Origin of the sequence: Mesorhizobium sp. ESP-6-4 (assembly GCF_020164735.1) — a bacterium.
Lineage (GTDB): Bacteria > Pseudomonadota > Alphaproteobacteria > Rhizobiales > Rhizobiaceae > Mesorhizobium.
The window spans coordinates 60,500-83,204 of the sequence record NZ_JAIUGS010000014.1 but is presented as its reverse complement, the minus strand read 5'-3'; the positions used below and the strand labels follow the sequence as shown (position 1 = coordinate 83,204).

20 protein-coding genes are annotated in these 22,705 nt (G+C 64.8%); 8 read left to right on the top strand and 12 right to left on the bottom strand.

Annotated elements, in window-relative coordinates:
- Positions 1-2: 2 nt before the first annotated feature.
- The 4 genes from lspA to LB523_RS21875 all read left to right on the top strand — a co-directional run bounded on the left by lspA (position 3) and on the right by LB523_RS21875 (position 5,011).
- The gene (lspA, locus tag LB523_RS21890) at positions 3-491 is read left to right on the top strand and encodes a signal peptidase II (protein WP_224606881.1); all 489 of its coding nucleotides are present in this window, start codon (positions 3-5) and stop codon (positions 489-491) included.
- Positions 492-546: 55 nt separating this feature from the next.
- Positions 547-1,536 carry an MDR family oxidoreductase gene (locus LB523_RS21885; protein WP_224606879.1) on the top strand — a complete coding sequence of 330 codons (990 nt, stop codon included), beginning with the start codon at positions 547-549 and terminating at the stop codon, positions 1,534-1,536.
- A 124-nt stretch (positions 1,537-1,660) separates the two neighbouring features.
- Complete coding sequence (locus LB523_RS21880; protein WP_224606877.1) at positions 1,661-3,940, top strand: PAS domain-containing hybrid sensor histidine kinase/response regulator; 2,280 nt, start codon at positions 1,661-1,663, stop codon at positions 3,938-3,940.
- A gap of 183 nt (positions 3,941-4,123) precedes the next feature.
- Complete coding sequence (locus tag LB523_RS21875; RefSeq protein ID WP_095769253.1) at positions 4,124-5,011, top strand: GNAT family N-acetyltransferase; 888 nt, start codon at positions 4,124-4,126, stop codon at positions 5,009-5,011.
- Between the two features lie 135 nt (positions 5,012-5,146).
- Here the strand turns inward: LB523_RS21875 and LB523_RS21870 are convergent, their stop codons facing one another.
- Entirely contained in the window at positions 5,147-5,779 is a 633-nt protein-coding gene (locus LB523_RS21870) for a trimeric intracellular cation channel family protein (RefSeq protein WP_224606875.1), read from the bottom strand.
- Between the two features lie 101 nt (positions 5,780-5,880).
- Positions 5,881-6,513, bottom strand: coding sequence for a nucleotide exchange factor GrpE (grpE, locus tag LB523_RS21865; RefSeq protein WP_224606873.1), 633 nt, complete (start codon positions 6,511-6,513; stop codon positions 5,881-5,883).
- Between the two features lie 218 nt (positions 6,514-6,731).
- On the opposite strand from grpE, the gene LB523_RS21860 reads away from it, so the two are divergent.
- Positions 6,732-6,932, top strand: a complete 201-nt coding sequence (locus tag LB523_RS21860) for a hypothetical protein (RefSeq protein WP_224606869.1) — start codon at positions 6,732-6,734, stop codon at positions 6,930-6,932.
- 23 nt (positions 6,933-6,955) lie between these two features.
- Here LB523_RS21860 and LB523_RS21855 read toward each other — a convergent pair whose 3' ends face one another.
- The 6 genes from LB523_RS21855 to cysG form a co-directional block, all read right to left on the bottom strand.
- Positions 6,956-7,576 (bottom strand): DJ-1/PfpI family protein, encoded by a 621-nt coding sequence (locus tag LB523_RS21855; protein WP_095769249.1) that lies wholly within the window; start codon positions 7,574-7,576, stop codon positions 6,956-6,958.
- Positions 7,577-7,788: 212 nt separating this feature from the next.
- On the bottom strand, positions 7,789-8,322 hold the full coding sequence (locus LB523_RS21850; RefSeq protein WP_224606866.1) for a DUF934 domain-containing protein: 534 nt from the start codon (positions 8,320-8,322) through the stop codon (positions 7,789-7,791).
- 172 nt (positions 8,323-8,494) lie between these two features.
- The gene (locus LB523_RS21845; protein ID WP_095769247.1) at positions 8,495-9,256 is read right to left on the bottom strand and encodes a phosphoadenylyl-sulfate reductase; all 762 of its coding nucleotides are present in this window, start codon (positions 9,254-9,256) and stop codon (positions 8,495-8,497) included.
- Complete coding sequence (locus tag LB523_RS21840) at positions 9,231-10,901, bottom strand: nitrite/sulfite reductase (protein WP_224606863.1); 1,671 nt, start codon at positions 10,899-10,901, stop codon at positions 9,231-9,233. The genes LB523_RS21845 and LB523_RS21840 overlap by 26 nt, the downstream gene beginning before the upstream one ends.
- Before the next feature lie 43 nt (positions 10,902-10,944).
- On the bottom strand, positions 10,945-11,250 hold the full coding sequence (locus LB523_RS21835) for a DUF2849 domain-containing protein (protein ID WP_224532235.1): 306 nt from the start codon (positions 11,248-11,250) through the stop codon (positions 10,945-10,947).
- Positions 11,247-12,695 carry a siroheme synthase CysG gene (gene cysG, locus LB523_RS21830; protein WP_224606860.1) on the bottom strand — a complete coding sequence of 483 codons (1,449 nt, stop codon included), beginning with the start codon at positions 12,693-12,695 and terminating at the stop codon, positions 11,247-11,249. The genes LB523_RS21835 and cysG overlap by 4 nt, the downstream gene beginning before the upstream one ends.
- A 416-nt stretch (positions 12,696-13,111) precedes the next feature.
- Here cysG and LB523_RS21825 point away from each other — a divergent pair, with 416 nt between their 5' ends.
- Entirely contained in the window at positions 13,112-13,552 is a 441-nt protein-coding gene (locus LB523_RS21825) for a host attachment family protein (protein ID WP_095769243.1), read from the top strand.
- A gap of 214 nt (positions 13,553-13,766) precedes the next feature.
- Entirely contained in the window at positions 13,767-15,566 is a 1,800-nt protein-coding gene (gene ybaL, locus LB523_RS21820; RefSeq protein ID WP_224606857.1) for a YbaL family putative K(+) efflux transporter, read from the top strand.
- A 6-nt stretch (positions 15,567-15,572) separates the two neighbouring features.
- Here the strand turns inward: ybaL and LB523_RS21815 are convergent, their stop codons facing one another.
- The gene (locus tag LB523_RS21815) at positions 15,573-16,379 is read right to left on the bottom strand and encodes an AraC family transcriptional regulator (protein WP_224606854.1); all 807 of its coding nucleotides are present in this window, start codon (positions 16,377-16,379) and stop codon (positions 15,573-15,575) included.
- A gap of 124 nt (positions 16,380-16,503) precedes the next feature.
- Here LB523_RS21815 and LB523_RS21810 point away from each other — a divergent pair, with 124 nt between their 5' ends.
- The gene (locus tag LB523_RS21810; RefSeq protein ID WP_224606851.1) at positions 16,504-17,421 is read left to right on the top strand and encodes a zinc-binding dehydrogenase; all 918 of its coding nucleotides are present in this window, start codon (positions 16,504-16,506) and stop codon (positions 17,419-17,421) included.
- A 10-nt stretch (positions 17,422-17,431) separates the two neighbouring features.
- On the opposite strand, the gene LB523_RS21805 is transcribed toward LB523_RS21810, so the two are convergent.
- From LB523_RS21805 to LB523_RS21795, 3 genes are all read right to left on the bottom strand, one after another.
- Complete coding sequence (locus LB523_RS21805) at positions 17,432-18,181, bottom strand: SDR family NAD(P)-dependent oxidoreductase (protein WP_095769240.1); 750 nt, start codon at positions 18,179-18,181, stop codon at positions 17,432-17,434.
- A 65-nt stretch (positions 18,182-18,246) separates the two neighbouring features.
- The gene (locus LB523_RS21800) at positions 18,247-20,523 is read right to left on the bottom strand and encodes a transglycosylase domain-containing protein (RefSeq protein ID WP_224606847.1); all 2,277 of its coding nucleotides are present in this window, start codon (positions 20,521-20,523) and stop codon (positions 18,247-18,249) included.
- Between the two features lie 198 nt (positions 20,524-20,721).
- Positions 20,722-22,689 (bottom strand): acyltransferase family protein, encoded by a 1,968-nt coding sequence (locus tag LB523_RS21795; protein WP_224606845.1) that lies wholly within the window; start codon positions 22,687-22,689, stop codon positions 20,722-20,724.
- Between the last annotated feature and the right edge of the window lie 16 nt (positions 22,690-22,705).

The following is a 22,705-nucleotide window of genomic DNA, read 5'->3' as shown; positions in this document are numbered from 1 at the left end:
AAATGAAATACTGGTCGCCTTACGTCGTGCTGGTCGTCATCGCCATTGCGCTCGACCAGTGGATCAAGCAGCTGGTCGAGAACGGTCTCGCCTTTCAGGAGAAGGTCGATCTGCTGCCATTCCTGGCGCTGTTTCGCACCTACAACACCGGCATCGCCTTCTCGATGTTCCAGTCCTTCGGCGATACCGGCCTGGTGGTCATCGCCGTGCTCGTCGTCGCCTTCGTGCTCTATCTCGCCACGCGCACGTCGGCCGGCCATGTCGTCGCTCGTATCGGCTTTGCGCTGATCATCGGCGGCGCGCTCGGCAACATCATCGACCGCGCCGTCTACGGTCACGTCATCGACTACATCCTGTTCCACACGCCCGTCTGGTCCTTCGCGGTCTTCAATCTCGCCGACACCTTCATCTCGGTCGGCGCAGCGCTTGTCGTCTTCGACGAACTGATCGGCTGGCGGCGCGAAGCCAAGTCCCAGGACCTTGGCAATTGACCTCACGCTGTTGAAACCGCAGACTTCCTCATCAGACAGAGGCGAGGAGAAAATCATGCCCGACACCTTCAAAGCCATCCTCGTCTCGCGCGATGCGGACAAGAAACAGTCCGTCGATGTCGTCGACCTCACCGAGGCCGACCTGATGGAAGGCGATGTCACCGTCGCCGTCGAGGCGACGACGGTGAACTACAAGGACGGGCTCGCCATCACCGGCAAGGCCCCGGTCGTGCGCCGCTGGCCGCTGGTTCCAGGCATCGATTTCGCCGGCACCGTGATCTCCTCCTCGCATGCCGACTGGCGCAAGGGAGACAAGGTGATCCTCAACGGCTGGGGCGTCGGCGAGACGCATTACGGCGCCTATGCCGGCCGCGTCCGCGTCAAGGGCGACTGGCTGGTGCCGCTGCCCGAGGGCATGAGCGCGCATGATGCGATGGCTGTCGGCACGGCGGGCTACACGGCAATGCTCTCGGTCATGGCGCTGGAGCGGCACGGAATCGTGCCGGACCGCGGTCCCGTGGTGGTGACGGGCGCTGCCGGCGGCGTCGGCTCGGTCGCCATCTCGATCCTGTCGAGCCTCGGCTACCATGTCATCGCCTCGACCGGCCGCAACGCCGAGAGCCCCTATCTGATCGACCTTGGTGCGGCCGAGGTGATCTCGCGCGAAGAGCTCAGCCAGCCCGCGAAACCGCTCGCCAAGGAGCGCTGGGCAGGCGGCGTCGACTCGGTCGGCAGCCATACCTTGGCCAATGTGCTGTCGATGACCTCCTATGGCGGCGCGATCGCCGCCTGCGGCCTGGCCGGCGGCATGGACCTGCCGGGAAGCGTCGCGCCCTTCATTCTGCGCGGTGTCTCGCTGCTCGGCATCGATTCGGTGATGGCGCCGAAGCCGGTACGCCTGGAAGCATGGCGCCGCATCGGCACCGGCCTCGACTCCAAGAAGCTGTCGACATTGTCCCGCACGATCGGTTTCGACGGCATTGTCGCCGCCGCGCGCGATATCGTCGAAGGCAAGGTCAGGGGGCGCGTCGTTGTCGATATGTAGCTCGCAACGACCTCGCGAAGCTCGGTTTCGCCCGCGCGTGCGGACAGCCGGAATCCGCTCAAATAGCTAAAATTCGAACGATCCCTCCCAGCCTTCCATAATTTCTGTCTGGCATGATCTGCGCATGGTCGCGGACTCCCACATCAGACAGGACAGCAAAGCCGCCGGCGCTCACAGGCTCATCGCCGATGCGCCGAAGCGGCAGGTGCTCGTCGCGCCGCCGTTGGCTCCCGAATTGCCCGCGGCCAGCCACCAAGGCTTGCCGTTCCTGACGATCGTTGCCATCGCCATCATGGCGGGGCTCGCGCATCTCACCGGAGCGCCGCTCATCATCACCGCCGGTCTCGCCGCCATAGCCTTTGCGGGCTTGGCCATGCATCTGCGCAGCCGTCGCGATGAGCGCCGCACCGCAGCGCTTCTCGACGAGACCGCCGCGCGCAGCCGCGCCGAGATCGAAACCCTCGCCGACCGCATGTGGGAGATGCAGGAGAGCGAGGAGCGCTTCCGCGGCCTGATCGACGCGCTGGGCGACCTCGTCGTCCATCGTGATCGCGACGGCCACATCGTTTATGCCAACAGCGTCTTTGCCTCGCTTGTCGAGCTCGATGCGCGCGATCTTGCCGGCAAGACCTTGTCCGAGCTTGGCATCGATGTCGGCATCGTTCCCGACGCCGCCTTCTCCGATCATGAATGCCTGAGCTCGACGGATGTCGCGATCCGCACCCCGAACGGACCACGCTGGTTCTCCTGGATCGAATTGTCGGTGCGCGACAAGGACACGGGCGCGGTCTCGCACCGGGCGATCGCCCGCGACATCACCGCCCGCAAGCGCGCCGAATCCTCGTTGATCACCGCGCGCGAACGGGCCGAATATGCCAGCCAGGCCAAGTCACGCTTCCTCGCCACCGTCAGCCATGAGATCCGCACGCCGATGAACGGCATCATGGGCATGGCGAAGCTGCTTGCCGATACCGACCTCTCGCCCGAACAGCGCACCTATGTCGGCGCCGTTTCCACCTCGGCCAGCGCGCTGCTCGCGCTCATCGAGGACCTGCTCGACTATTCCAAGATCGAGGCCGGCCGCTTCGAACCCGAGCCCCAACCGACCTCGCTGCGCGAGATCGCCGACAACATCATCGAACTTCTGGCCGCAAAGGCTTTCGCCAAGAACATCGGCCTCGGCTGCCATGTCGAGCCCGATGTGCCGCAGATGATCACCGCCGATCCAGGCCGCGTGCGCCAGGTGCTGCTCAACCTCATCGGCAATGCGGTGAAGTTCACCGACACGGGCGGGGTGCTGCTCACCGTGGCGCGCGCCCGCAGCGAAACCACCGACCGTATCTGCTTCACCATCGCCGACACCGGCCCGGGCCTGCGCGAAGAGGACATGGAGCGCATTTTCGAGGAATTCGAGCAGTCCGACGGCACCTCGACCAGGGTGCATGGCGGCGCCGGCCTCGGGCTTGCCATCTCGAAGCGGCTGGCGACGGCGATGGGCGGCTCGATCTCGGTTTCGAGCCGGCTCGGCGAAGGATCCGAATTCGTCCTGGAGCTTCCGGCGGTCGCCGCGACCGAGCCGCCGCCGCATCGCCACAACATCCTTGCCGACCGGCGGGCCGTAATCGTGTCGAAAAACGCCATCGAGGCCGATGCCATCGCCCGCGCGATCAAGGCCCATGGCGGCATCGTCGAGGTTGCCGCGACACCGGGCCAGGCCGCCACCTTCGCTGCGGGCTGCAACGTCCTTTTGATCGATGCCGCGCTCGAAAACAGCGACGGGAGGCTGCTCAAGCGGCTGCGCGATTCTGGCTTTGCCGACTGCGAGGCCATCACCCTGATTGCGCCGACGGATCGCGGCATGCTCGGCGAATTCCGGGCCAGCGGCTATGCCACCTTCCTGGCCCGGCCGGTACGGGGCGAGACCCTGCTGCGCGTGCTGTTGACCAGCCATGGCTCGGCGCTAGCCAAGCCGCTGCCGAAGCCGCGCGGCGCCCCCTCGGTGCGCAAGCGCGACCAGGGCCTGTCGGTGCTGATCGCGGAAGACAACGACATCAACGCCATGCTCGCCCGCGCCACGCTGCTCAAGGCCGGACACCGCGTCAAGATCGTCGGCAACGGCAAGGCCGCGGTCGATGCCGTTACCGATGCCGGCCTCAAGTTCCGCTTCGATGTGGTGCTGATGGACCTGCATATGCCTGTCATGGACGGGCTGGACGCGATCGCCGCCATACGTCGCCATGAAGAGTCCCTGGCCATGCCCCCGATTCCGATCATGGTGCTTTCGGCCGACAGCCAGGAAAAGACCCGGCATGCTGTGCTTGCCCATGGCGCCAGCGGTTTCGTGACCAAGCCGCTTGACCCGGACGCGCTCGTCCAGGCGGTCGAGGGCCAGGTTGCCGCCTGAGGAAATTTCTAACCGTTGAACGCCTTGGCTTGCTTGGCTTTCGCGATCACAAAATAGCCGGTTGAGTGTATTGCCCAGCCGACAAAGTATTGCCCGCCACGTCGTATCACGGTACTGTCACAATCCTGTTGCACCTACACCGTATCCCCGTGCCAAGAGGGATGGCTCGAAGGAGAATCACTCGTGCATACAGTCGTGCCTGAATGTGACACTCGGCCGAATGCCGGCGGCGCCCTGCTCGCCGCTCGTACCGCCGACGCCGTCGCAAGCGGCGCTCCGCTGGGCCGCATCGGCAATCTCGAAGTGCGGCTCGCGCGCAACGAGGCCGAGATCGCCGCCGCCCAGGAAGTGCGCTACCGGGTATTCTACGACGAGCTTGGCGCGAGGAAGGACCTGTTCCAGGCGCAGGACCGGCGCGACGCCGACCGGTTCGACCCGCTCTGCGATCACCTTCTGGTGTTGGACAATTCCCTTCCCGGCCCTGAGCACCGCCGCATCGTCGGCACCTACCGCCTGCTGCGGCAGGAAATCGCCGCGACGGCCGGCGGCTTCTATTCCGAGGGCGAGTTCGAGCTTACCAAGCTGATTGCGCGGCATCCCGGCCAGCGCTTCCTCGAACTCGGCCGTTCCTGCGTTCTGCCGGAATACCGCTCCAAACGCACCATCGAGGCGCTCTGGCAAGGCATCTGGGCCTATATCAACCACTACGACATCGGCGTGATGACCGGCTGCGCCTCGTTCCATGGCATCGTGCCGGCGGCGCATGCCGAGGCGCTGACCTATCTCGCCCATCATTGCCGCACCAACTCCGCCTGGGATGTTCGCGCGGTTCCGGGACGCTACTGTTCGATGGACCTGATGCCGATCGAGGCGGTGAACGCCAAGGCGGCGATCGCCGCCATGCCGCCGCTGGTCAAGGGCTATCTGCGCGTCGGTGCCCGCATCGGCGACGGCTGCGTCATCGACCACGAATTCTCGACCGTCGACGTCTTCGTCGTCATGCCGGTCAAGGAGATCGGCGCCCGCTACGTCAACTACTATGGCGGTGAAGGGCAGCGTTTCGCGGCATAGCGAATAGCGAATAGCGAATAGCGAATAGCGAATAGCGAATAGCGAATAGCGAATAGCGAATAGCGAATAGAAGAAAGTGGCGGGATCTGTTCCGTTCAACCCCTATTCGCTACTCCCTATTCGCTACTCGCTCCCTCAGGGAATATCCTCCGGCCTTCGCCCCGGCCGGCTTTTATAGGCCGGAAATGACCAGCCGAATTTAAGCGCTCCGCCGCGCACCGCGAATGCGCCCGCGAAGCCGAGCAGGCTGGACGCCAGCGCCGGCAGGCCGGCAAGATCGCCAAGGGTGAAGATGGCGGCGCCGGCAAGCGCGGCCGTGACATAGATCTCGGGCCTGAGCAGCACCGATGGCTCGCCGGCAAGCAGGTCGCGCAGAATGCCGCCGAAGGTCGCCGTCAAGACGCCGGTGATGACCGACACGACAGGCGAGCCGGTGATCGCCAGCCCCTTGGCCGCGCCCATCACCGAAAAAGCGGCAAGGCCGACGGCATCGAGCCACAGCAGCAGCTTGTAGCGGGATTCGAACCGGTGGGCGCTGAAGAAGACCAGCACCGCGACGACGGCGCAGATCAGCACATAGCCGCTGTTTGCGACCCAGAACACCGGCAGGTTGAGGATGACGTCGCGCAGCGTCCCGCCGCCGATGCCGGTGACGCTGGCCAGGAACAGAAAGCCGATGATGTCGAGTTCTTTGCGCGATGCGGCAAGCGCGCCCGTCGCCGCGAAGACGGCCACGCCAGCATAGTCGAGCAACGCGATGGGATTCATGGGCGAGCGAGTAGTGAGTAGCGAATAGTGAGTAGGGAAATAGCACGAAGCCGCGGATAAATATCAGCCCCTACTCACTACTCCCTATTCGCTACTCCCTCTCACGCATCCTTCTCGGCCTGCTCGTTCACCGGGCCCGGCTCGACCTTGGCCTCGGCGGCCGCCTTCGGGCCGCCCTTGGCGACACCGACCATCGCTGGCCGCAGCACGCGCTCGCCGATGGAATAGCCCGGCTGCACCACCTGGACGACAGTGCCTGCGGGAACATCCGGATTGGGGATCTCGAACATCGCCTGGTGGAAGTTCGGATCGAACTTCTCGCCTTCGGGCGCGAGTCTCTTCACGCCGTGGCGCTCCAGCGCCGAAAGCATGGCGCGCTCGGTAAGGTCGACCCCTTCGATCAGCGATTTGAAGCCGGCGTCGCCGCTGGCCTTTGCCTCGGCGGGAATCGCGTCCAGCGCGCGGCGCAGATTGTCGGACACCGACAGCATGTCGCGCGCGAAATTGGCGACGGCATAGGCGCGGGCGTCCTGGACGTCGCGCGCGGTGCGCCGCCGCAAATTCTCCATTTCGGCCGCCGCGCGCAGCGCGCGGTCCTTCAGTTCCTCGTTTTCCTTCAGCAGCCGCACCAGCGCTTCGTAGTCGCCGTCGACGCCGCCCTCCGCACGCTCGCCGGAAGCCTCGGCGGCTTCGATCTCTTCGGGCGTGCGTTCGTCTTTTGCCTGGTCGCTCATCGCGTTTCCCGTCATTTCGAATTGCTCTGGATTTGCGCCCGATATCGAGGTTTGGAGGGCAAAAATCAAGGGGCAAGCGCAGGCGGCTGGTGGCAGGCTGCCGTTCCAAATTAATTCAAACTTTACCGTATCACGCAGCTTTGCTTGCTCTCGAGCACTGCCACGGGAACCATGAACCGCCCGCGGGAGTTTCGAAGCCGACACAGGATTTTGGGACGATGAACGGCAACAGCGGCAACAGGCGCGCCGACTTGGCCAACGATATCAGGCGGCAGGCGGGCAGCGAAGCGACGAAGCGCTTTCTGCGCACCTTGCCGGTATTTCGCCTGGAAAGGGAGATGCCCCGGCAGTTGACCGACCTGCTTGACCGCCTCGACGGCGCCGAGGCGGAGAACGCGGACGACCCGCGGCGTCAGTAGCCGCGCGCCGCAACCGACAAGTTTCAGGCCGCCTTTCTGTCGTCGCGCATCAGCACTTCGCCGTGACGGATCTCGGTGCCGAGCACCTTCAGGCATTCCCGCATGAAGGCGGCTAGGCCCGGCCAGCCCTTGGCTGAAACCAGATTGCCGTCGACATGGGCGCCGGTCGGCGCGACATCGATATAGATGCCGCCGGCAAGCGTCACTTCCGGCTCGCAATAATGCAGCGCCGCCACTTCCTTGCCGCGCACCACGCCGTCGACCGCGATCAGGATCTGCGCGCCATGACAGATGGTGAAGATCGGCTTGCCGGTTTCATGGAAATGCCTGACCAGCGCCTGCACGCGCTTGTCGATGCGGATGTATTCCGGCCCGCGGCCGCCCGCCGCATAGACAGCATCGTAGTCGGCAGGGTTCACTTCGGCGAATGTCTTGTTGAGGATGTAATCGTGACCGGGTTTTTCGGTATAAGTCTGGTGGCCCTCGAAGTCGTGCAATGAGGTCTTGAGCACGTCGCCGGCCTTCTTGTCCGGGCACACGACATGGACGGTGTGGCCGACCGCGTGCATGGCCTGCTCGAAGACGAAAATCTCGTATTCCTCGCTGAACTCGCCAACGAGCATCAATATCTTCTTGCCTGCCATGCTGCTTCCTCCCTTAGCTGGCCATTATTTCGTGGTACGAAGTAATGGCCTATCCTAAGGGCAGGTCGGCCGAAGCGGAAGCCCGAATCGCCAATGTGGTCTGACCAGACCAGCGCAGCGCGCTTTCCAAACCTATCTTGAGCTGGGCTGACCAACAAAATGCGTGACGCTGGTCGGACCACAGCGTTTCATTTACCCTATGAAATGCCGCGTCAGCTGGGGCGCTTGCGCCGCCAGGAATATTTTGGACCCTTGGCCTCCGGTTGGACGGCCGGCTGATAGTAAAGCGGCAAGCCGCCGGTGCGGCCTTCCTCCAGCCGCTTCAAGAGCACCGGATTGGAGACCTCAAACTCGTCGAAGCCGAGCCGCAGCATATGCGGCAGCTGGTCGACCAGCACCTGCCCGGTGGCGCGCACCGCGCCCTTGAATTGATGCCGAGCGCGCAGCAATTCGCCCTTGGAAAAAGAGCGGCCGTCATTGAAGGCCGGGAAGGCCAGCGCCACCAGCGACAGCTGGTCGAGCAGGCCAGTTATCTTGTCCAGCTCGTCGCCGGGCTGCAGCAGGACGCCGAGACGCTCCTTGGCTGACTTGCGAACGTCTTCATCCAGCCCGAGAAAGGCCTGCAGAGGCAGGATGAAACGGCCGTTGCCGGCAAGCGCCTCGGCGCTTTCGGCGTGGGTCCACTCATCCTCGCGAAAACCGTCACGGGTCCAGAGGCGGGTCCCCGCTGTCGTCGATCCAGTCATCAAAATTCCTAAAGTTCCAAAGAGTCCCAAGGGATATGTCGAGATTCAGGTCAGGCCGAGCCGAAAATGGTGGCTTCCGAGAACCGGAGCGGAGCGTACTTGAAGTACGTGAGCACCGGAAGCGCAGGAAGTCGCCATTTGCAGGCCGGCATCACCTGAATATCGGCGTATCCTAAAGTGAGGCGTCGGTCAGCGACTTTTCCAGCCCCGACAAATGAATGCCGCACTCGGTCTTGGCGTGCCCCGCCCAGCGGCCGCTGCGCGCATCCTCGCCCGGCTGCACCGGCTGCGTGCAGGGGAAGCAGCCGATCGAGAGATAGCCATAGGCGACCAGCGGATTTTCGCGCAGCGCATGCGCCCGCATATAGTCGGCCTGGTCCGATGTCGTCCAATGCGCCAGCGGATTGATGCGGATGCGCGAGCCGACGGCCTCGAAGACGGGCAAAGCCGTGCGCGTCGAAGCCTGGAAGCGCTTGCGCCCCGTGAACCAGGCGCGGAACGGTTCGACGCCGCGCGCCAGCGGCTCGACCTTGCGCACATTGCAGCAGGAATCGGTGTCGGTCTCGTGCAGCCTGCCGGTCGGATCGACGCGTTGGAGCGCGGTCTCTTCCGGCTTGATCACCCTAATGTCGGTGAGGCCGAAATCGGCGACCAGCGCGTCGCGATAGCCGAGCGTCTCCTCGAAATGCTTGCCGGTGTCGAGGAAGATGACCGGCAGCGCGCGGTCGATCTCCGAAATCATGTGCAGCAGCACGGCGGAGTCCGCGCCGAAGGAAGACACCGCAGCGACCGCGCCGCGGAATTCGTGCGCCGACCGTTCGATGATCTCGATCGGCTTCAGATGGCCCAACAGCGCGTCGAGCCCCGCTGCCTCGGCGGCAACGCCGGTCTCGACTTCGCCTGTCCGGTCAAGCGGCCTTGGTTTCGCCAGCATAGAGCGCCTCCTTGAACGGCGCGGGACCGACACGGCGGTAGGCGTCGATGAAACGTTCGTCAGGACTGAGCCGAAGGCCGAGATAGGTATCCACGATCTGCTCGATGGCATCGGTGATCTCATCCGAGGAGAAGCCGCGGCCGATGATCTCGCCGACGGATGTGTTTTCGTCGGCCGAACCGCCGAGCGTCACCTGATAGAGCTCGGTGCCTTTCTTCTCCACGCCCAGAATGCCGATATGGCCGACATGGTGGTGGCCGCAGGCATTGATGCAGCCGGAGATCTTCAGCTTCAACTCGCCGATCTCGCGCTGCCGCTCCAGCGAGGCGAAGCGGCGCGAGATTTCCTGCGCTACCGGGATCGAGCGCGCCGTGGCCAGCGCGCAATAATCGAGCCCCGGGCAGGAGATGATGTCGCTGATCAGATTGGAATTGGCTGTCGCCAGGCCGATCTCGACCAGCGCGTCGTAGACCGCCTTGAGGTCGGCGCGCGCCACATGCGGCAGGATCAGGTTCTGTTCGTGGCTGACGCGCAATTCGTCGAAGGCGTATTTCTCGGCGATGTCGGCAACCGCTTCCATCTGGCTGTCCGTTGCGTCGCCGGGCACCTCGCCGATGCCCTTGAGCGAGATGGTCACCGCCGCATAGTCGGGATGGCGATGCGTCACGACATTCTGGTCGAGCCATTCCGAAAAGCTCTTGGAATCGAGCCTGGCCTGTTTCACCGCGTCATCGCCTTCCGGTCGGGAAACCAGCGCCGGCGGCGCGAAATAGGCGTTGATCGCCTGGATATCGGCTTCCGGCAACTTGAGCTCGGCGTCCTTCAGCGCCTGCCACTCGGCCTCGACCTGGCGGGTAATCTCCTCCACGCCGGTCTCGTGCACCAGGATCTTGATGCGCGCCTTGAACTTGTTGTCGCGACGGCCGTAGAGGTTGTACACGCGCAAGATGGCCGTGCAGTAGGACAGCAACTCCGCCTCCGGCAGGAAGTCGCGGATCTTTCTCGCCACCATCGGCGTGCGGCCCTGGCCGCCGCCTATGTAGACGGCAAAGCCCAGCTCGCCGGCCGCGTTCTTCTTCAGATGCAGGCCGATGTCATGCGTCTGGATGGCGGCGCGGTCGCGCTCGGCGCCGGTCACCGCGATCTTGAACTTGCGCGGCAGGTACGAGAACTCGGGATGCACCGACGACCATTGGCGCAGGATTTCCGCATAGGGACGCGGATCGGCGACCTCGTCGGCGGCGGCTCCCGCGAAATGGTCGGCGGTGACGTTGCGGATGCAGTTGCCGCTGGTCTGGATGGCGTGCATCTCGACGCTCGCCAGATCGGCGAGGATCGCAGGGATGTCCGACAGGGCCGGCCAGTTGAACTGGATGTTCTGGCGCGTGGTGAAATGGCCGTAGCCCTTGTCGTATTTGCGCGCGATGTGGCCGAGCATGCGCAATTGCCTGCTGTTCAACGTGCCGTAGGGCACGGCGATGCGCAGCATATAGGCGTGCAGCTGCAGATAGACGCCATTCATCAGCCTGAGCGGCCGGAACTGGTCCTCGGTGATCTCGCCGGCAAGCCGGCGCTGCACCTGGTCGCTGAACTCGGCGACACGGGCCTGTACGAAATCCTGGTCGAACTCGTCGTAACGGTACATGCTTCGTCTTTCAGGGCGCGTCCGCCCGCTGCTTTTCTTGGGGTTAAGCCGCCCGCGCCGCTTCCGGGCTTGCCTGCTTGCCGAGATCGGTGCGGATGGTCGGGCCCGCGGCGCGGATCTTTTCGCGCAGCCGCACCGGCTCGACCAATCCGTCGACGATCGCAACATCGATGATGTTGACGTCGACCACCTCATTGTTGGCGGCGGCCGCGGCGCCGATCGCTTCCAGCCGGTCCTCCGCCGCCTTGTCGTGCGCGATATCGGCATGGCCGACCGTCTCCGCCCAGCCGCCGGCGGCGTACCAGACGGCGATGCCGTCGGAGAGCCTGTTCGCGGTGAGAACCTTCATTGCTCAACTCCTTCGGCGACGGTTGAAGCCGCGCCCTCATGCCTATGTGCCGCGAGCGGCTCGGATTGTCCGAAATTGGCGCCGGCGACGGCGTCGCCGATGATCGTCATCACCGGTCCGGTGAGATCGGCGCGCGCCTCCAGCGACGGCAGATCGGCAAGCGTGCCGTGGAAACGGCGGCGGCCGGCGAGGCTGGCGTTCTCGACGACGGCGACCGCGGTGTCCGGCGACAGCCCCGCTTCGATCAGTCGGCCCGCGACTTCCGCCGCGACTGAACGGCCCATATAGACGGCGACCGTCGCGCCGGAGATGGCAAGCTTTGCCCAGTCGGGCAGCGAGTTGCCCTTGAGGTCGTGGCCGGTGGTAAACACCATCGAGGACGAAACGCCGCGCAGCGTCAGCGGCAGCTCGAAGTCGGCGGCGGCGGCGAAGGCGGCGGTGACGCCCGGAACCACTTCATAGGCGACCCCGGCCTCGCGCAGCGCCGCCATCTCTTCGCCGGCACGGCCGAACACCAGCGGATCGCCGGACTTCAGCCGCACCACGCGCTTGCCGGCGCGGCCCAGCTCGATGAGCAGCGCGTTGATCTCTTCCTGGCTCTTGGAATGGCAACCCTTGCGTTTTCCCACCGGCAGGCGCTCGGCGTCGCGGCGGCCCATGGCGACGATCGCCTCCGGCACCAGCGCGTCGTAGACGATGGCGTCGGCCTCCAACAGCAGGCGATGCGCGCGCAAGGTCAAAAGGTCCTCCGCACCCGGACCGGCGCCGACCAGCGCGATATGTCCCTCGACCGGAGCATCGTGAGCCAAAAGCTCGAGCGCCGCGTCATGCGCCTCGGCGAGGTCGCCGGCTTCGATGGCCTTGGCCGGCGTACCGGCGAAGAAATCGCTCCAGAAGCGGCGGCGCCGATTGCCTTTCGGCAGCGTCTCGGCGGCGGCGCGGAAAGACGCGGCAAGTGAAGCCAGCCGGCCGAGCGACGGCGACAGCATGCGGTCGACGCGCCCGCGCAGCATCTGCGCCAGAACCGGTCCGACGCCCTCTGTGCCGATGGCGATCGCCACCGGCGCCCGATTGACCAATGCGGGCGTGAAGAAATCGCACAGCTCCGCACGGTCCACGGCATTGACCGCAATGCCCAGCCGCCGCGCGTCCTCGACGACGCGGCGATCGAGCGCCTCGTCGCCGCTGGCGGCGAACACCAGGGCGGCACCTTGGAGATGCGCGGCCTGATAGGCTGCGTTGATGTGAACAGCGCCGGCCGACGCGATGAAATCCAGCAGGCCGTCGCTGGCATCGTCGGCAACGATGCGCAACACTGCGCTCGATTGCGAAAGCAGCCGCGCCTTGGCGAGCGCCTCCTCGCCATTGCCGATGATGGCTACGGCTTCGCCGTCGACCCGCATGAAGACGGGAAAGGCATTGAGCTTGGCGTTGGCTGACGACATGGCAATGAGCAATATTGGAATAGTTTGGCAGTTTTACGCGGCCACGCCCAAAATCAGAAGGCAAGCACTCGCGCGTCACCGAACGGCAGGCAATCGCTTTTTCGCAACTGCGAAGGCCAAGAGAAAAAAATTCTACTTTGACGGTGAGACGGCCGGAGCGGCATAAGAAACAGCCTTGATCCGTCGTAATTTTTAGCGCCTGACCGAGAAAGCCGCAAAACAGTTTATTCTAAATTCTACTAAGTTAGTAGATTAAAGCTGACCCTGCGGGATAGGCGCTCGACCGAGTCTGCCGGAAGCGATCGCGACGCCATCGCCGGATCGGAACAATCATGCCTCGCGGCTCGTTTGCCTAGCAATCCATTTGCGGATCCCAAGCTCCATCTATCGGCAAGCAGCAAGCAAGGAGGAACGCCATGAGCATCAAGCTGAAACACGGACTGTGGGTCATCGTGGCTGATGGCGAAAAGGCGCTTTTCCTGCGCAACCAGGGCGACGCCAAGTTCCCGAACCTCGAAGTGGTGCAGGAGATGGAGCAGGAGAACCCCGCCACGCGTGAGCAAGGCAGCGACAAGCCGGGCCGCCAGAGCAACGAGGGTCCGCGCAGCGCCGTCGAGGAAACCGACTGGCACCGTCTCGGCAAGGAGCGCTTCGCCGTCGAGATTGCCGACCGGCTCTACAAGCTGGCGCACCGCGGCGCGTTCGACGCGGTCGTGCTGATTGCGCCGCCGCAGGTGCTTGGCGAGATGCGCCAGAAGCTGCACAAGGAGGTTTGCGAGAAGGTGCAGGCGGAAATCCCGAAGACACTCACGAACCATACGATTCCCGACATCGAGAACCTGTTGCAAGCGGCATAAGGCTCCGAAAAAAAGCGGCTTCGAGGCTGGGTCGCGTCCCGAAGCCGTCTCTTTGTCGGCGCGGCGCCGATTTCCGGTGCGCGCCGCCTTCAGCGTCGAATTCTGCGCGGCGGCGGTTGCATCATCGCCGCTGCGTCAATCATATTGCCGAAGGCGACGGCCTCGGCGGGCGCCCATCCGACATCGTGAATTTTCGAAAGGCGCGCAAAAGACAATGCCGCATGACACGCCCCTTATCGCCACCATCGTCGCCGGTCTGGGGCTTGCATTCGTCTTCGGGGCGCTAACCAACCGTTTCCGCATCCCGCCGCTCGTCGGCTATCTTGTCGCTGGCGTCCTTGTCGGTCCGAACACGCCCGGCTTCGTCGCCGAGGCCAGCCTTGCCAATGAACTCGCGGAAATCGGCGTCATCCTTTTGATGTTCGGCGTCGGCCTGCATTTTTCGCTGAAGGACCTTCTGTCCGTCCGCGCCATCGCCGTGCCGGGCGCCATCGTGCAGATCGGCTTTGCGACCTTGCTCGGCGTCGGACTTGCCTGGCTGCTCGGCTGGTCGCTGGGCGCCGGCCTGGTCTTCGGCCTGGCGCTTTCGGTCGCCTCGACCGTGGTGCTTTTGCGCGCCATGCAGGAGCGGCGGCTGATCGAGACCGAGCGCGGCCGCATCGCCGTCGGCTGGCTGATCGTCGAGGATCTGGCCATGGTGCTGGCGCTGGTGCTCTTGCCGGCGCTCGCCGGCGTGCTTGGCGGCCAGCCCCAGGTCGACGACCATGCGAGCCTGCTTTCGCTGCCCGCCAGCTATGGCATTTGGGGCGTGGTCGGCGTCACGCTCGCCAAGGTCGCCGCCTTCGTCGTGGTCATGCTGGTGGTCGGCCGCAGGGTCATTCCGTGGATCCTGCATTACGTCGCTCACACCGGCTCCCGGGAATTGTTCCGGCTCGCAGTGCTGGCCATCGCGCTCGGCGTCGCCTTCGGCGCGGCGAAGCTGTTCGGCGTCTCGCTGGCGCTCGGCGCCTTCTTCGCCGGCATGATCATGAGCGAATCCGAGCTCAGCCACCGCGCGGCGGAAGAATCGCTGCCGCTGCGCGACGCCTTTTCGGTGCTGTTCTTCGTCTCGGTCGGCATGCTGTTCGACCCGTTCAGCCTGATCAGCAACGGCCTGCCGATTCTCGCCACCTTGGCCATCATCATTATCGGCAAGTCGATCGCCGCTTTCGTTATCGTCATCGCCTTCCGCTATCCGATCGCGACCGCGCTGATGATTTCGGCGAGCCTTGCCCAGATCGGCGAATTCTCCTTCATCCTGGCCGAGCTTGGCGTCGGCCTGAAACTGTTGCCCGAGCAGGGCCGCGACCTGATCCTGGCTGGCGCCATCCTCTCGATCCTGCTCAACCCGCTGATGTTCCTCGTTGTCGACTGGATGAAGCCGTGGCTGGAAAAGCGCGCCGGCAAGGCCGCGCCGGCCGAAGAGCAAAGGCCTATCGGCCCGGCGACCGAGCCCGGCCAGGTCGCTTCGGTGTCGGCGGCTCCAGAAAAGGAAGACGGCCCGCCGCCGAAGACGACCCTCGCCGGCCATTCCATCCTCATCGGCTATGGTCGGGTCGGCAGCCTTGTGGGCGCTGCGCTGAAAGAAGCCGCCCTACCCTTCCTGGTCATCGAGGACGCCGACAAGACGCTGGCCAAGCTGCGCGACGACGGCGTCGAGACCATCGCCGGCAACGCCGCCAATGCGGACGTCTTCGCGGCCGCCAACCCGGAGGGCGCCAAGCGGCTGATCCTCGCCATTCCCAACGCCTTCGAGGCAGGACAGATCGTGCTTCGGGCCCGCACGGCCAATCCGGCGATCAACGTCATTGCCCGCGCTCATTCCGATGCCGAGGTCGAGCATCTCAAAGGGCTCGGCGCAGACATCGTGATCATGGGCGAGCGCGAGATCGCCCGCGGCATCGTCGAGGTGGTGACCGGCAAGACCACCGATTGGGCCGGGCCTGCCATGGAGATCGATCCGCAGCCCGCTTGATGGATGTCAGGCCAGGAACGCGGAGCCGCCATTCTGCGCGATATCGCTGAGGTATTTTGCCGGCGGCTTGCCCAGCGCCTTTTTGAACATGGTGATGAAAGCGGTCACGGATTCATAGCCGAGATCGCCCGACACCTGCTGCACGCTGGCGCCGGAAGACAACTCCCTAAGTGCCACGATCAGATGCAGCTGCTGGCGCCAGCGTCCGAAACTCAGGCCCGTCTCCTTCACAACGAGCCGCGCCAGGCTGCTCTCGCTGAGCGCGACGCGGCCGGCCCATTGCGGCAACGTGCTGCGATCGGCGGGGTCGTCGGCCAGCGCTTCGGCGATCCGCCGCAGCCGCGGCTCGGCCGAGATCGGCAAATGCAATTGCTGCACAGGCATACGCGGCAGTTCCGCGAGCAGCACGCTTCCCAGGAAGTTGCCGCGTGCATCGTTCGGCGCGCACTCCGACAGTTCGATGATCAACTCGCGCAGCAGCGGCGAGATCGAAAGCGTGCAGCACCGGTCCGGCAGGTCGGCGGCGCCGGGCTCGATATAGACGAAGAAAATCCGCGCATTCGCCGTCGCGATGTTGCTGTGTTCCATGCGGCTCGGCACCCACACGCCGCAATGCGGCGGCACCATCCAAAGCCCGCTCGGAACGCGGCAGGTGACGCCGCCGCCGAGCGCGAAGACGAGCTGCCCCTTGCGGTGCCAATGCTCACGCGCCTCGGCCCTAGTCTCGGTGACATCGACGCCAACGGCCATCGCCGGCGCAGCCACATCGTCGACGTCGAAATCCAGCCACGGCCAACGGAGTGGCTGTCTCATATCTGATGTCTTTTAGCGATCACCTGGCTTTATCTCTAAATTCTTCGAGATCGAAAGTCGATAGGCTGCAGCCGTTCTGTCAATCGATCGCGACTCCCAAAGCCGATTTCAAAAGGAGGGGCCTGTGCTCGCTCTCGCCATTTCTTCCGACAGCCCCAACCGGTTGAAGCTCACCAGAGCCGAGGAGCCAAACTGCAATGGAAATGAAGCATTGGTGGCAGTTCATGCAATCTCGTTGAATCGTGGCGAACTGCGCCTGCTCGGCATACGTCCCGACGGCTGGATCCCTGGTCAGGACATCGTCGGCATTGTCGAGCGCGCGGCGGCCGATGGCTCGGGCCCGACCGCGGCCACGCGCGTTGCCGCCTTGGTCGACCAGGCCGGCTGGGCTGAACGGGTCGCCGTTCCGACCGACCGCCTCGCCGTCATACCCGACGGAGTCAGCTTCGCCGCTGCCGCCACGCTTCCGGTGGCGGGCACGACGGCGCTGAGGACCTTGCGCCACGGCGGCGATCTCGCCGGACAGCGGGTCCTGATCACCGGCGCGAGCGGCGCGGTCGGTCGTTTCCAGGTCCAGATCGCCCGCGAGCAAGGCGCTTCGGTGACAGCGGTCGCTTCGGCCCGGCACCACGATGATCTTCGCGATCTGGGCGCCGGGCAGGTCGTCGAGTCGATCGAACTGGCCGAGGGACCTTTTTCGCTGATCACCGAGTCGGTCGGCGGCAAAAGCCTCGCCGATGCGATCGAACGCATTGCGCCCGGCGGGACCATCGTCATATTCGGTTCGAGCAGCGGCGAGCTCACGCCGATCGGCTTCCGCCAATTCGTTCCCGGCCACGAAGGCGCGCGGCTACAGACCTTCGCCTATTACACGTCCGGTTCAGCCATCGGCGCCGACATCGCCGCGCTGCTCGATCTCGTCGCGGCCGGCAGGCTCGAAACGCGCGTGGCCATGACCGTGCCGTGGACGGACATCGGCCAGGCCCTGGACGCTTTGCGGCAGCGCAGCTTCAGCGGCAAGGTCGTTGTCACCATGACCTGAAGTCAGCCAATCAAACGTGCTGGCCGCCATTGATGTGGATTTCCGAGCCGGTCACGTAGGACGCCTGGCCCGAGCACAGGAAGAAGATGATGTCGGCAACTTCCGAAGTGGCGCCCAGTCGCCTCAGCGGGATCGTCTCGACTATTCTGTCGGTGCCGGGCGAAAGGATCGCGGTGTCGATCTCGCCCGGCGCAATGGCATTGACGCGGATGCCGTGCGGGCCGAAATCATGCGCCATCTCGCGCGTCAGCGAGCCCAGCGCCGCTTTCGATGTGGCATAGGCCGTGCCGGCGAACGGATGCACGCGGGTGCCGGCGATCGAGGTGACGTTGACGATCGAGCCCTTGGCAGCGGCGAGTTCCTTGAACAGCCCCCTTGCCAGCATGATCGGCGCGAAGAAATTGACCTGGAACACGTCGCGCCAGACATGCATCGGCGTCTCGATCGAGTCCATGCGCCTGCCGTCTTTCAGCTTCGGCGAAATGCCGGCATTGTTGACCAGCGCGTGCAGCTGTCCGCCATGCGCCTCAAGCCGGTGACGGATTTCCGAAACGGCGATACCGACATCCTCCTGGTCGGCGAGGTCGACCTTGATGTGGTCCTCGGGACCGGCCGGCCATGGACAGTCCTCGGCGAAGGCCTGGCGCGAGCAGGTGATGACGCGCCAGCCCTCGCGCGAAAAGCGCTTCACCGTCGCATGGCCGATGCCGCGGCTGGCGCCGGTGAGCACGATTGTTTTTCTGCTGTCGGTCTCGGCCATGGCTTGATCTCCGGCCGGACATGTAGCCGAAGGCGCTTGCCATTGCGAGAGGCGAAGTTGCCGCTCTAACCCCCGCCCAGAATATCGAGGATCGAAGTCTGGCGCTTTTTCGTCGGGCCGCCGACATTGCCGGGCGGCACCGGATGCTTGATCGAGGCGGTTTCGCCGCTATCGCTCGGCATGCCGAAGCCGGCGGCATCGACGGTCTCGGCAGGTCGCGCGGTCCGCACCGGACGCGCGGGCGCCTGGGCGACAGGCTGCGATGGACCAGCAGGCTGTGACTGGCCGACAGCCGCGGGCGGCGCAGGCGGCGGCTGCGAGGCATCGGCCGACGGGATCTCGTCCGGCACGATCGTGTCGGACGGCGTCGACTTCCAGGTGCCGGGCAGCGGCCGCACAGGCACGCCCTCATGCGCGGCCACCATGAATTCGTGCCAGGCCTGCGCCGGCAGGGCGCCGCCGGTGACCTTCTTCATCGGGCTGCCGTCGTCATTGCCGAACCACACGCCGGTGGTGAGATTGGCGGTGTAGCCGACGAACCAGGCGTCGCGCGAGTTCTGGCTGGTGCCGGTCTTGCCGGCCGACGGCCAATTGAAGGCCGCCTTCTTGGCGGTGCCGATCTCGACCGTGCCGGTCATCATCGAATTCATCATGCCGACGGTGTCGGCCTTGACCACGCGCGGCGCGCTGCCGCCGCTGTTCTCGTAAAGCACCTTGCCCTCGCCGGTGGTGATGCGCCGAATGAAATGGACGTCCGGCTTGTAGCCGCCATTGGCGAACGGAACGTAGGCGGAAGTCAGCTCCAGCGGCGTCACCTCCGAGGTGCCGAGCGCGATTGAGGTGTTGGCCTGCAGATCGGACTGGATGCCCATGCGATGCGCGGCTTCCACCACCGCGTCGGGCCCGACTTCCATGGTGAGCTGCGCCGCCACCGAGTTCAGCGACTTGGCCAGCGCCGTCGCCAGCGTCACCTTACCGTAATATTTGCCGCCGTAATTGTCCGGCGTCCATTTGCCGATTTTGATCGGCGCGTCGTTGCGGATGCTGTCCGGCGTGCGGCCGGCCTCCAGCGCCGCCATGTAGACGAACGGCTTGAAGGCCGAGCCCGGCTGCCGGCGCGCTTCCGAGGCGCGGTCGAACTGGCTGGTCGAATAATCATAGCCGCCGACCATGGCGCGCACCGCGCCGGAATCATCGATCGACACCAGCGCGCCTTGGCTGACGTTGAGCTTCTTGCCGCTTTCGTCGATCAGCCGGCGGATCGACTGTTCGGCAAGCTTCTGCAGGGTCAAGTCGACAGTGGTGTCGACGACGATGTCGCCCCGCACCTCGCCGATGAGATCGGGAAGCTCCTCCATCACCGTGTCGGCGACATAGTTCTCGGAGCCGGTCCAGTAGGACGGCGCGCGCGTCGCCGGCGCGCTCAGCGCCACCTTGTATTCCTTGTCGCTGATCTTGCCTTCCGCGCGCATGGCCGCGAGCACGAGCTGCGCCCGCTCCTCGGCCGCCTTCGGGTCGCGCGCCGGCGAAAGCTTGGACGGCGCCTTGAGCAGGCCGGCCAGCAACGCGGCCTCCGAAAGGCTCACGTCGCGCGCGCTCTTGCCGAAATAGCGCCGCGAAGCCGCTTCCACGCCATAGGCTCCGGATCCGAAATAGACTCGGTTGAGATACATTTCGAGGATCTGGTCCTTGCTGTGCTTGTGCTCGAGCCACAGCGCGAGCAGCACTTCCTGCACCTTGCGCTCCAGCGTGCGGTCCGGCGTCAGGAACAGGTTCTTCGCCAGCTGCTGCGTCAGCGTCGAGCCGCCCTGCGAGAAATGACCGCCGAGAACGTTGGTGACCATGGCGCGTGAAAGCCCGATCGGGTCGATGCCGAAATGCGAATAGAAGCGGCGGTCCTCGATGGCGACGACGGCTTGCGGGATATAAGGCGACATTTCGTGCAGGCCGACGGCCTCGCCGCCCGACATGCCGCGATTGGCGATCAGCCCGCCATCGACCGACACGATCTTGATGTTGGGCGCGCGGTCGGGGATCGACCAAGTGGTCGCCGCCGGCATCTTAGCACCGTAATAGACGACGATGCCGGCCGCCGCGATGCCGCCCCAAATACAAAGCACGAAGCACCAGTAGACCAGGCGGGTTGCGATGCCGAGCAAGCCCCGCCGGCTGCGGTCGCGGCCGCGACCGCGTGATTTCTTTGCGGATCTGCCCTTTGCAGTGGATTTACGGCTGCGCGGCACGACGCGATCCTCCTCGCTCACCGAAAAGCCTTCGGAGGATTTCGCGCGCGGCGCCTCCTCGAAGCTCGGTTCGATGCGACTGTCTCTGCGGTTCGCCATGCGCTCTTGCTAACCTGCCCCGGGTGCCGATGGCGTTCGGGTTGAAGACTAGATGCGGCGGTTTAAAGGCGGGTTAAAGCAGGGTTTATGCGGCGTTTTGAAAACCCTTAGGATTTTCTAAATCCAACGGCATCGCACTATCCTTCGCTGTCGAATTCGCGCCTGCGGGACGCCGTATCATCGCGGGTGGACGGTTGCTCAAAGTCCCGCTGCCTTGGCCAGGTAGGGAGCCAGCGCCAGCGCGTAGGTTGCCGTGAGATGATGGTTGTCGCGCAGCACGACGATGTTGCCGACCACCGCCGGGCAACTGTCCTTGCCGCAGAGCGCATCGTTCATGTCGACCACGGTCACCCCGGCCACGGACCGGGCGGCGAGCGCGTAGATGTTTTCCCGTTCGACCTCGGCGCGCGGGTTGATGCATTTGGCCGGGTCCGTGCCCAGGCAGGTGCGCGGGTCGAACAGGCTGAAAGGTGTGTTGCGGATGGCGACGACGCGCACGCCCTGACTTGTGAGCTCGCCCCAGACGCTGCGCAATCCCTCAATCATCGCGCCCTGGGCAACGCTGGTATAGTTGCTCTGGCTGGTGATCACGAAATCGGGCTTCAATTTGGCGATTTCAGCGAGAACTTTCTCCCGCCACAGCGCGCATTGCTGATACGGCTTGCCGTCGTCAAGGATAGTGACCCGGGTTACCGGGCATGCCGCCTTGGTGAAGGTGACGAGCCTCCATTTTCTGTCTTTGGCGATTTTGTCGACTGCCGGCACCCATTGCGCCGCGTGGGAATCGCCCATCACGACAATGGTCCTCGTCCCCGCCGGGTCGCCGAGCTGGCAACCGGTCGCGTCGGTTCCCTTCTGCTGCTGATGACACTTCATCCTGTAGATGACGGGCACGTCGCTGCCGATCTTGCTCAAAGGCGGCAACGGCTTGACGCCCTGGGGTACGACAGCGTTCGCCAGCAAGGCCGCAGGTCCTGGATAATTCGGCGTTCCGATCAGTCCGGTGTCGATGGGCTGCCGGTCGATCGCGTAGACGAGTCCGCCGGCCACCGCCACGCACAACCCCACCGCCACCGTGCCGTCGATCAGTGGCCGCCATGCCGGGGACGAGCGCGAATGGCGATAGGGCTGTTCGACGAATCGGTAGGAGAGTTCGGAAACCACTAGGATGGCGACGATCAGCAGAACACCATCGGCAAGGCCGATCGCGCCGCGTTGCGCGGCATAAAAAATGATCAGCGGCCAATGCCACAGGTAGATCGAATAAGAGCGATCGCCGACATAGCGCAGCATGGCGATGTCGAGGCCGCGAAAGCGGCCCATGCGTACATTGCCGGCCGCAATGATCAAGGCCGTGCCGAGTGTCGGCAGCAGCGCCTTGAAACCCGGAAAATCGGTCGAGCTTGAAAACAGCATCGCCGATGCGAGCGCCGCCAAGATGCCGGCGACAGCCACCGCTGTCCGCACGCGGCCGTTTGGCCGGAAGCGGTCCGAGGTCAGCGCCAGCAGCCCGCCGAGGGCCAGTTCCCAGACCCGCGTATGGGTGACGAAATAGGCCCAAGCCGGATCGGAACGGGTGAGAGCGACGGAAGCCGCGAGCGAGCCCGCCATGACCACGCCGAGTACGAAGACGAGCGTCTGCATCGGCGAACGTCCGCGGCGCCTGGCCCACCACAGGGCCGCCATCATCAGCAGCGGCCAGACGATGTAGAACTGCTCCTCGATCGACAGCGACCAGAAATGCTGCACGGGGCTCGGCGCGTCCTCGGCGCCGAGATAATCCACGGCCTGTTCGGCAAGCCGCCAGTTCTGCATGTAGATCGCGCTTGCAATCACCTGTTTGGCGGTTTCTTCCCACCATGCGTCCGACACGAACAGCAGCGTTCCCGCGAGCGTGACCAGGAGGGCGACGATCGCCGCGGGCAGCAGCCGCCTGACCCGGCGCGTGTAAAAGCCGACCAGCGAGATGCCGTCCTCGCTGAGCGCCATGCGGGTGAGCAGGCCGGTGATCAGGAAGCCGGAGATGACGAAGAAGATGTCGACCCCGACATAGCCGCCGGGAAGCGCTGCCGGCCAGACGTGGAAAATCACCACAAAGGCGACGGCAAGCCCGCGCAGCCCCTGTATCTCCGGCCGAAATCCCCCCGGCGCAATGTCGTCTCGCAAAGCCGGTCTAGCCCCT

Bases quoted from the DNA above. Each gene is read 5' to 3' on its own strand.
- lspA (WP_224606881.1), top strand. From the start codon at position 3: ATGAAATACTGGTCGCCTTACGTCGTGCTGGTCGTCATCGCCATTGCG.
- LB523_RS21885 (WP_224606879.1), top strand. From the start codon at position 547: ATGCCCGACACCTTCAAAGCCATCCTCGTCTCGCGCGATGCGGACAAG.
- LB523_RS21880 (WP_224606877.1), top strand. From the start codon at position 1,661: ATGGTCGCGGACTCCCACATCAGACAGGACAGCAAAGCCGCCGGCGCT.
- LB523_RS21870 (WP_224606875.1), bottom strand. From the start codon at position 5,779: ATGAATCCCATCGCGTTGCTCGACTATGCTGGCGTGGCCGTCTTCGCG.
- grpE (WP_224606873.1), bottom strand. From the start codon at position 6,513: ATGAGCGACCAGGCAAAAGACGAACGCACGCCCGAAGAGATCGAAGCC.
- LB523_RS21860 (WP_224606869.1), top strand. From the start codon at position 6,732: ATGAACGGCAACAGCGGCAACAGGCGCGCCGACTTGGCCAACGATATC.
- LB523_RS21855 (WP_095769249.1), bottom strand. From the start codon at position 7,576: ATGGCAGGCAAGAAGATATTGATGCTCGTTGGCGAGTTCAGCGAGGAA.
- LB523_RS21850 (WP_224606866.1), bottom strand. From the start codon at position 8,322: ATGACTGGATCGACGACAGCGGGGACCCGCCTCTGGACCCGTGACGGT.
- LB523_RS21845 (WP_095769247.1), bottom strand. From the start codon at position 9,256: ATGCTGGCGAAACCAAGGCCGCTTGACCGGACAGGCGAAGTCGAGACC.
- LB523_RS21840 (WP_224606863.1), bottom strand. From the start codon at position 10,901: ATGTACCGTTACGACGAGTTCGACCAGGATTTCGTACAGGCCCGTGTC.
- LB523_RS21835 (WP_224532235.1), bottom strand. From the start codon at position 11,250: ATGAAGGTTCTCACCGCGAACAGGCTCTCCGACGGCATCGCCGTCTGG.
- cysG (WP_224606860.1), bottom strand. From the start codon at position 12,695: ATGTCGTCAGCCAACGCCAAGCTCAATGCCTTTCCCGTCTTCATGCGG.
- LB523_RS21825 (WP_095769243.1), top strand. From the start codon at position 13,112: ATGAGCATCAAGCTGAAACACGGACTGTGGGTCATCGTGGCTGATGGC.
- ybaL (WP_224606857.1), top strand. From the start codon at position 13,767: ATGCCGCATGACACGCCCCTTATCGCCACCATCGTCGCCGGTCTGGGG.
- LB523_RS21815 (WP_224606854.1), bottom strand. From the start codon at position 16,379: ATGAGACAGCCACTCCGTTGGCCGTGGCTGGATTTCGACGTCGACGAT.
- LB523_RS21805 (WP_095769240.1), bottom strand. From the start codon at position 18,181: ATGGCCGAGACCGACAGCAGAAAAACAATCGTGCTCACCGGCGCCAGC.
- LB523_RS21800 (WP_224606847.1), bottom strand. From the start codon at position 20,523: ATGGCGAACCGCAGAGACAGTCGCATCGAACCGAGCTTCGAGGAGGCG.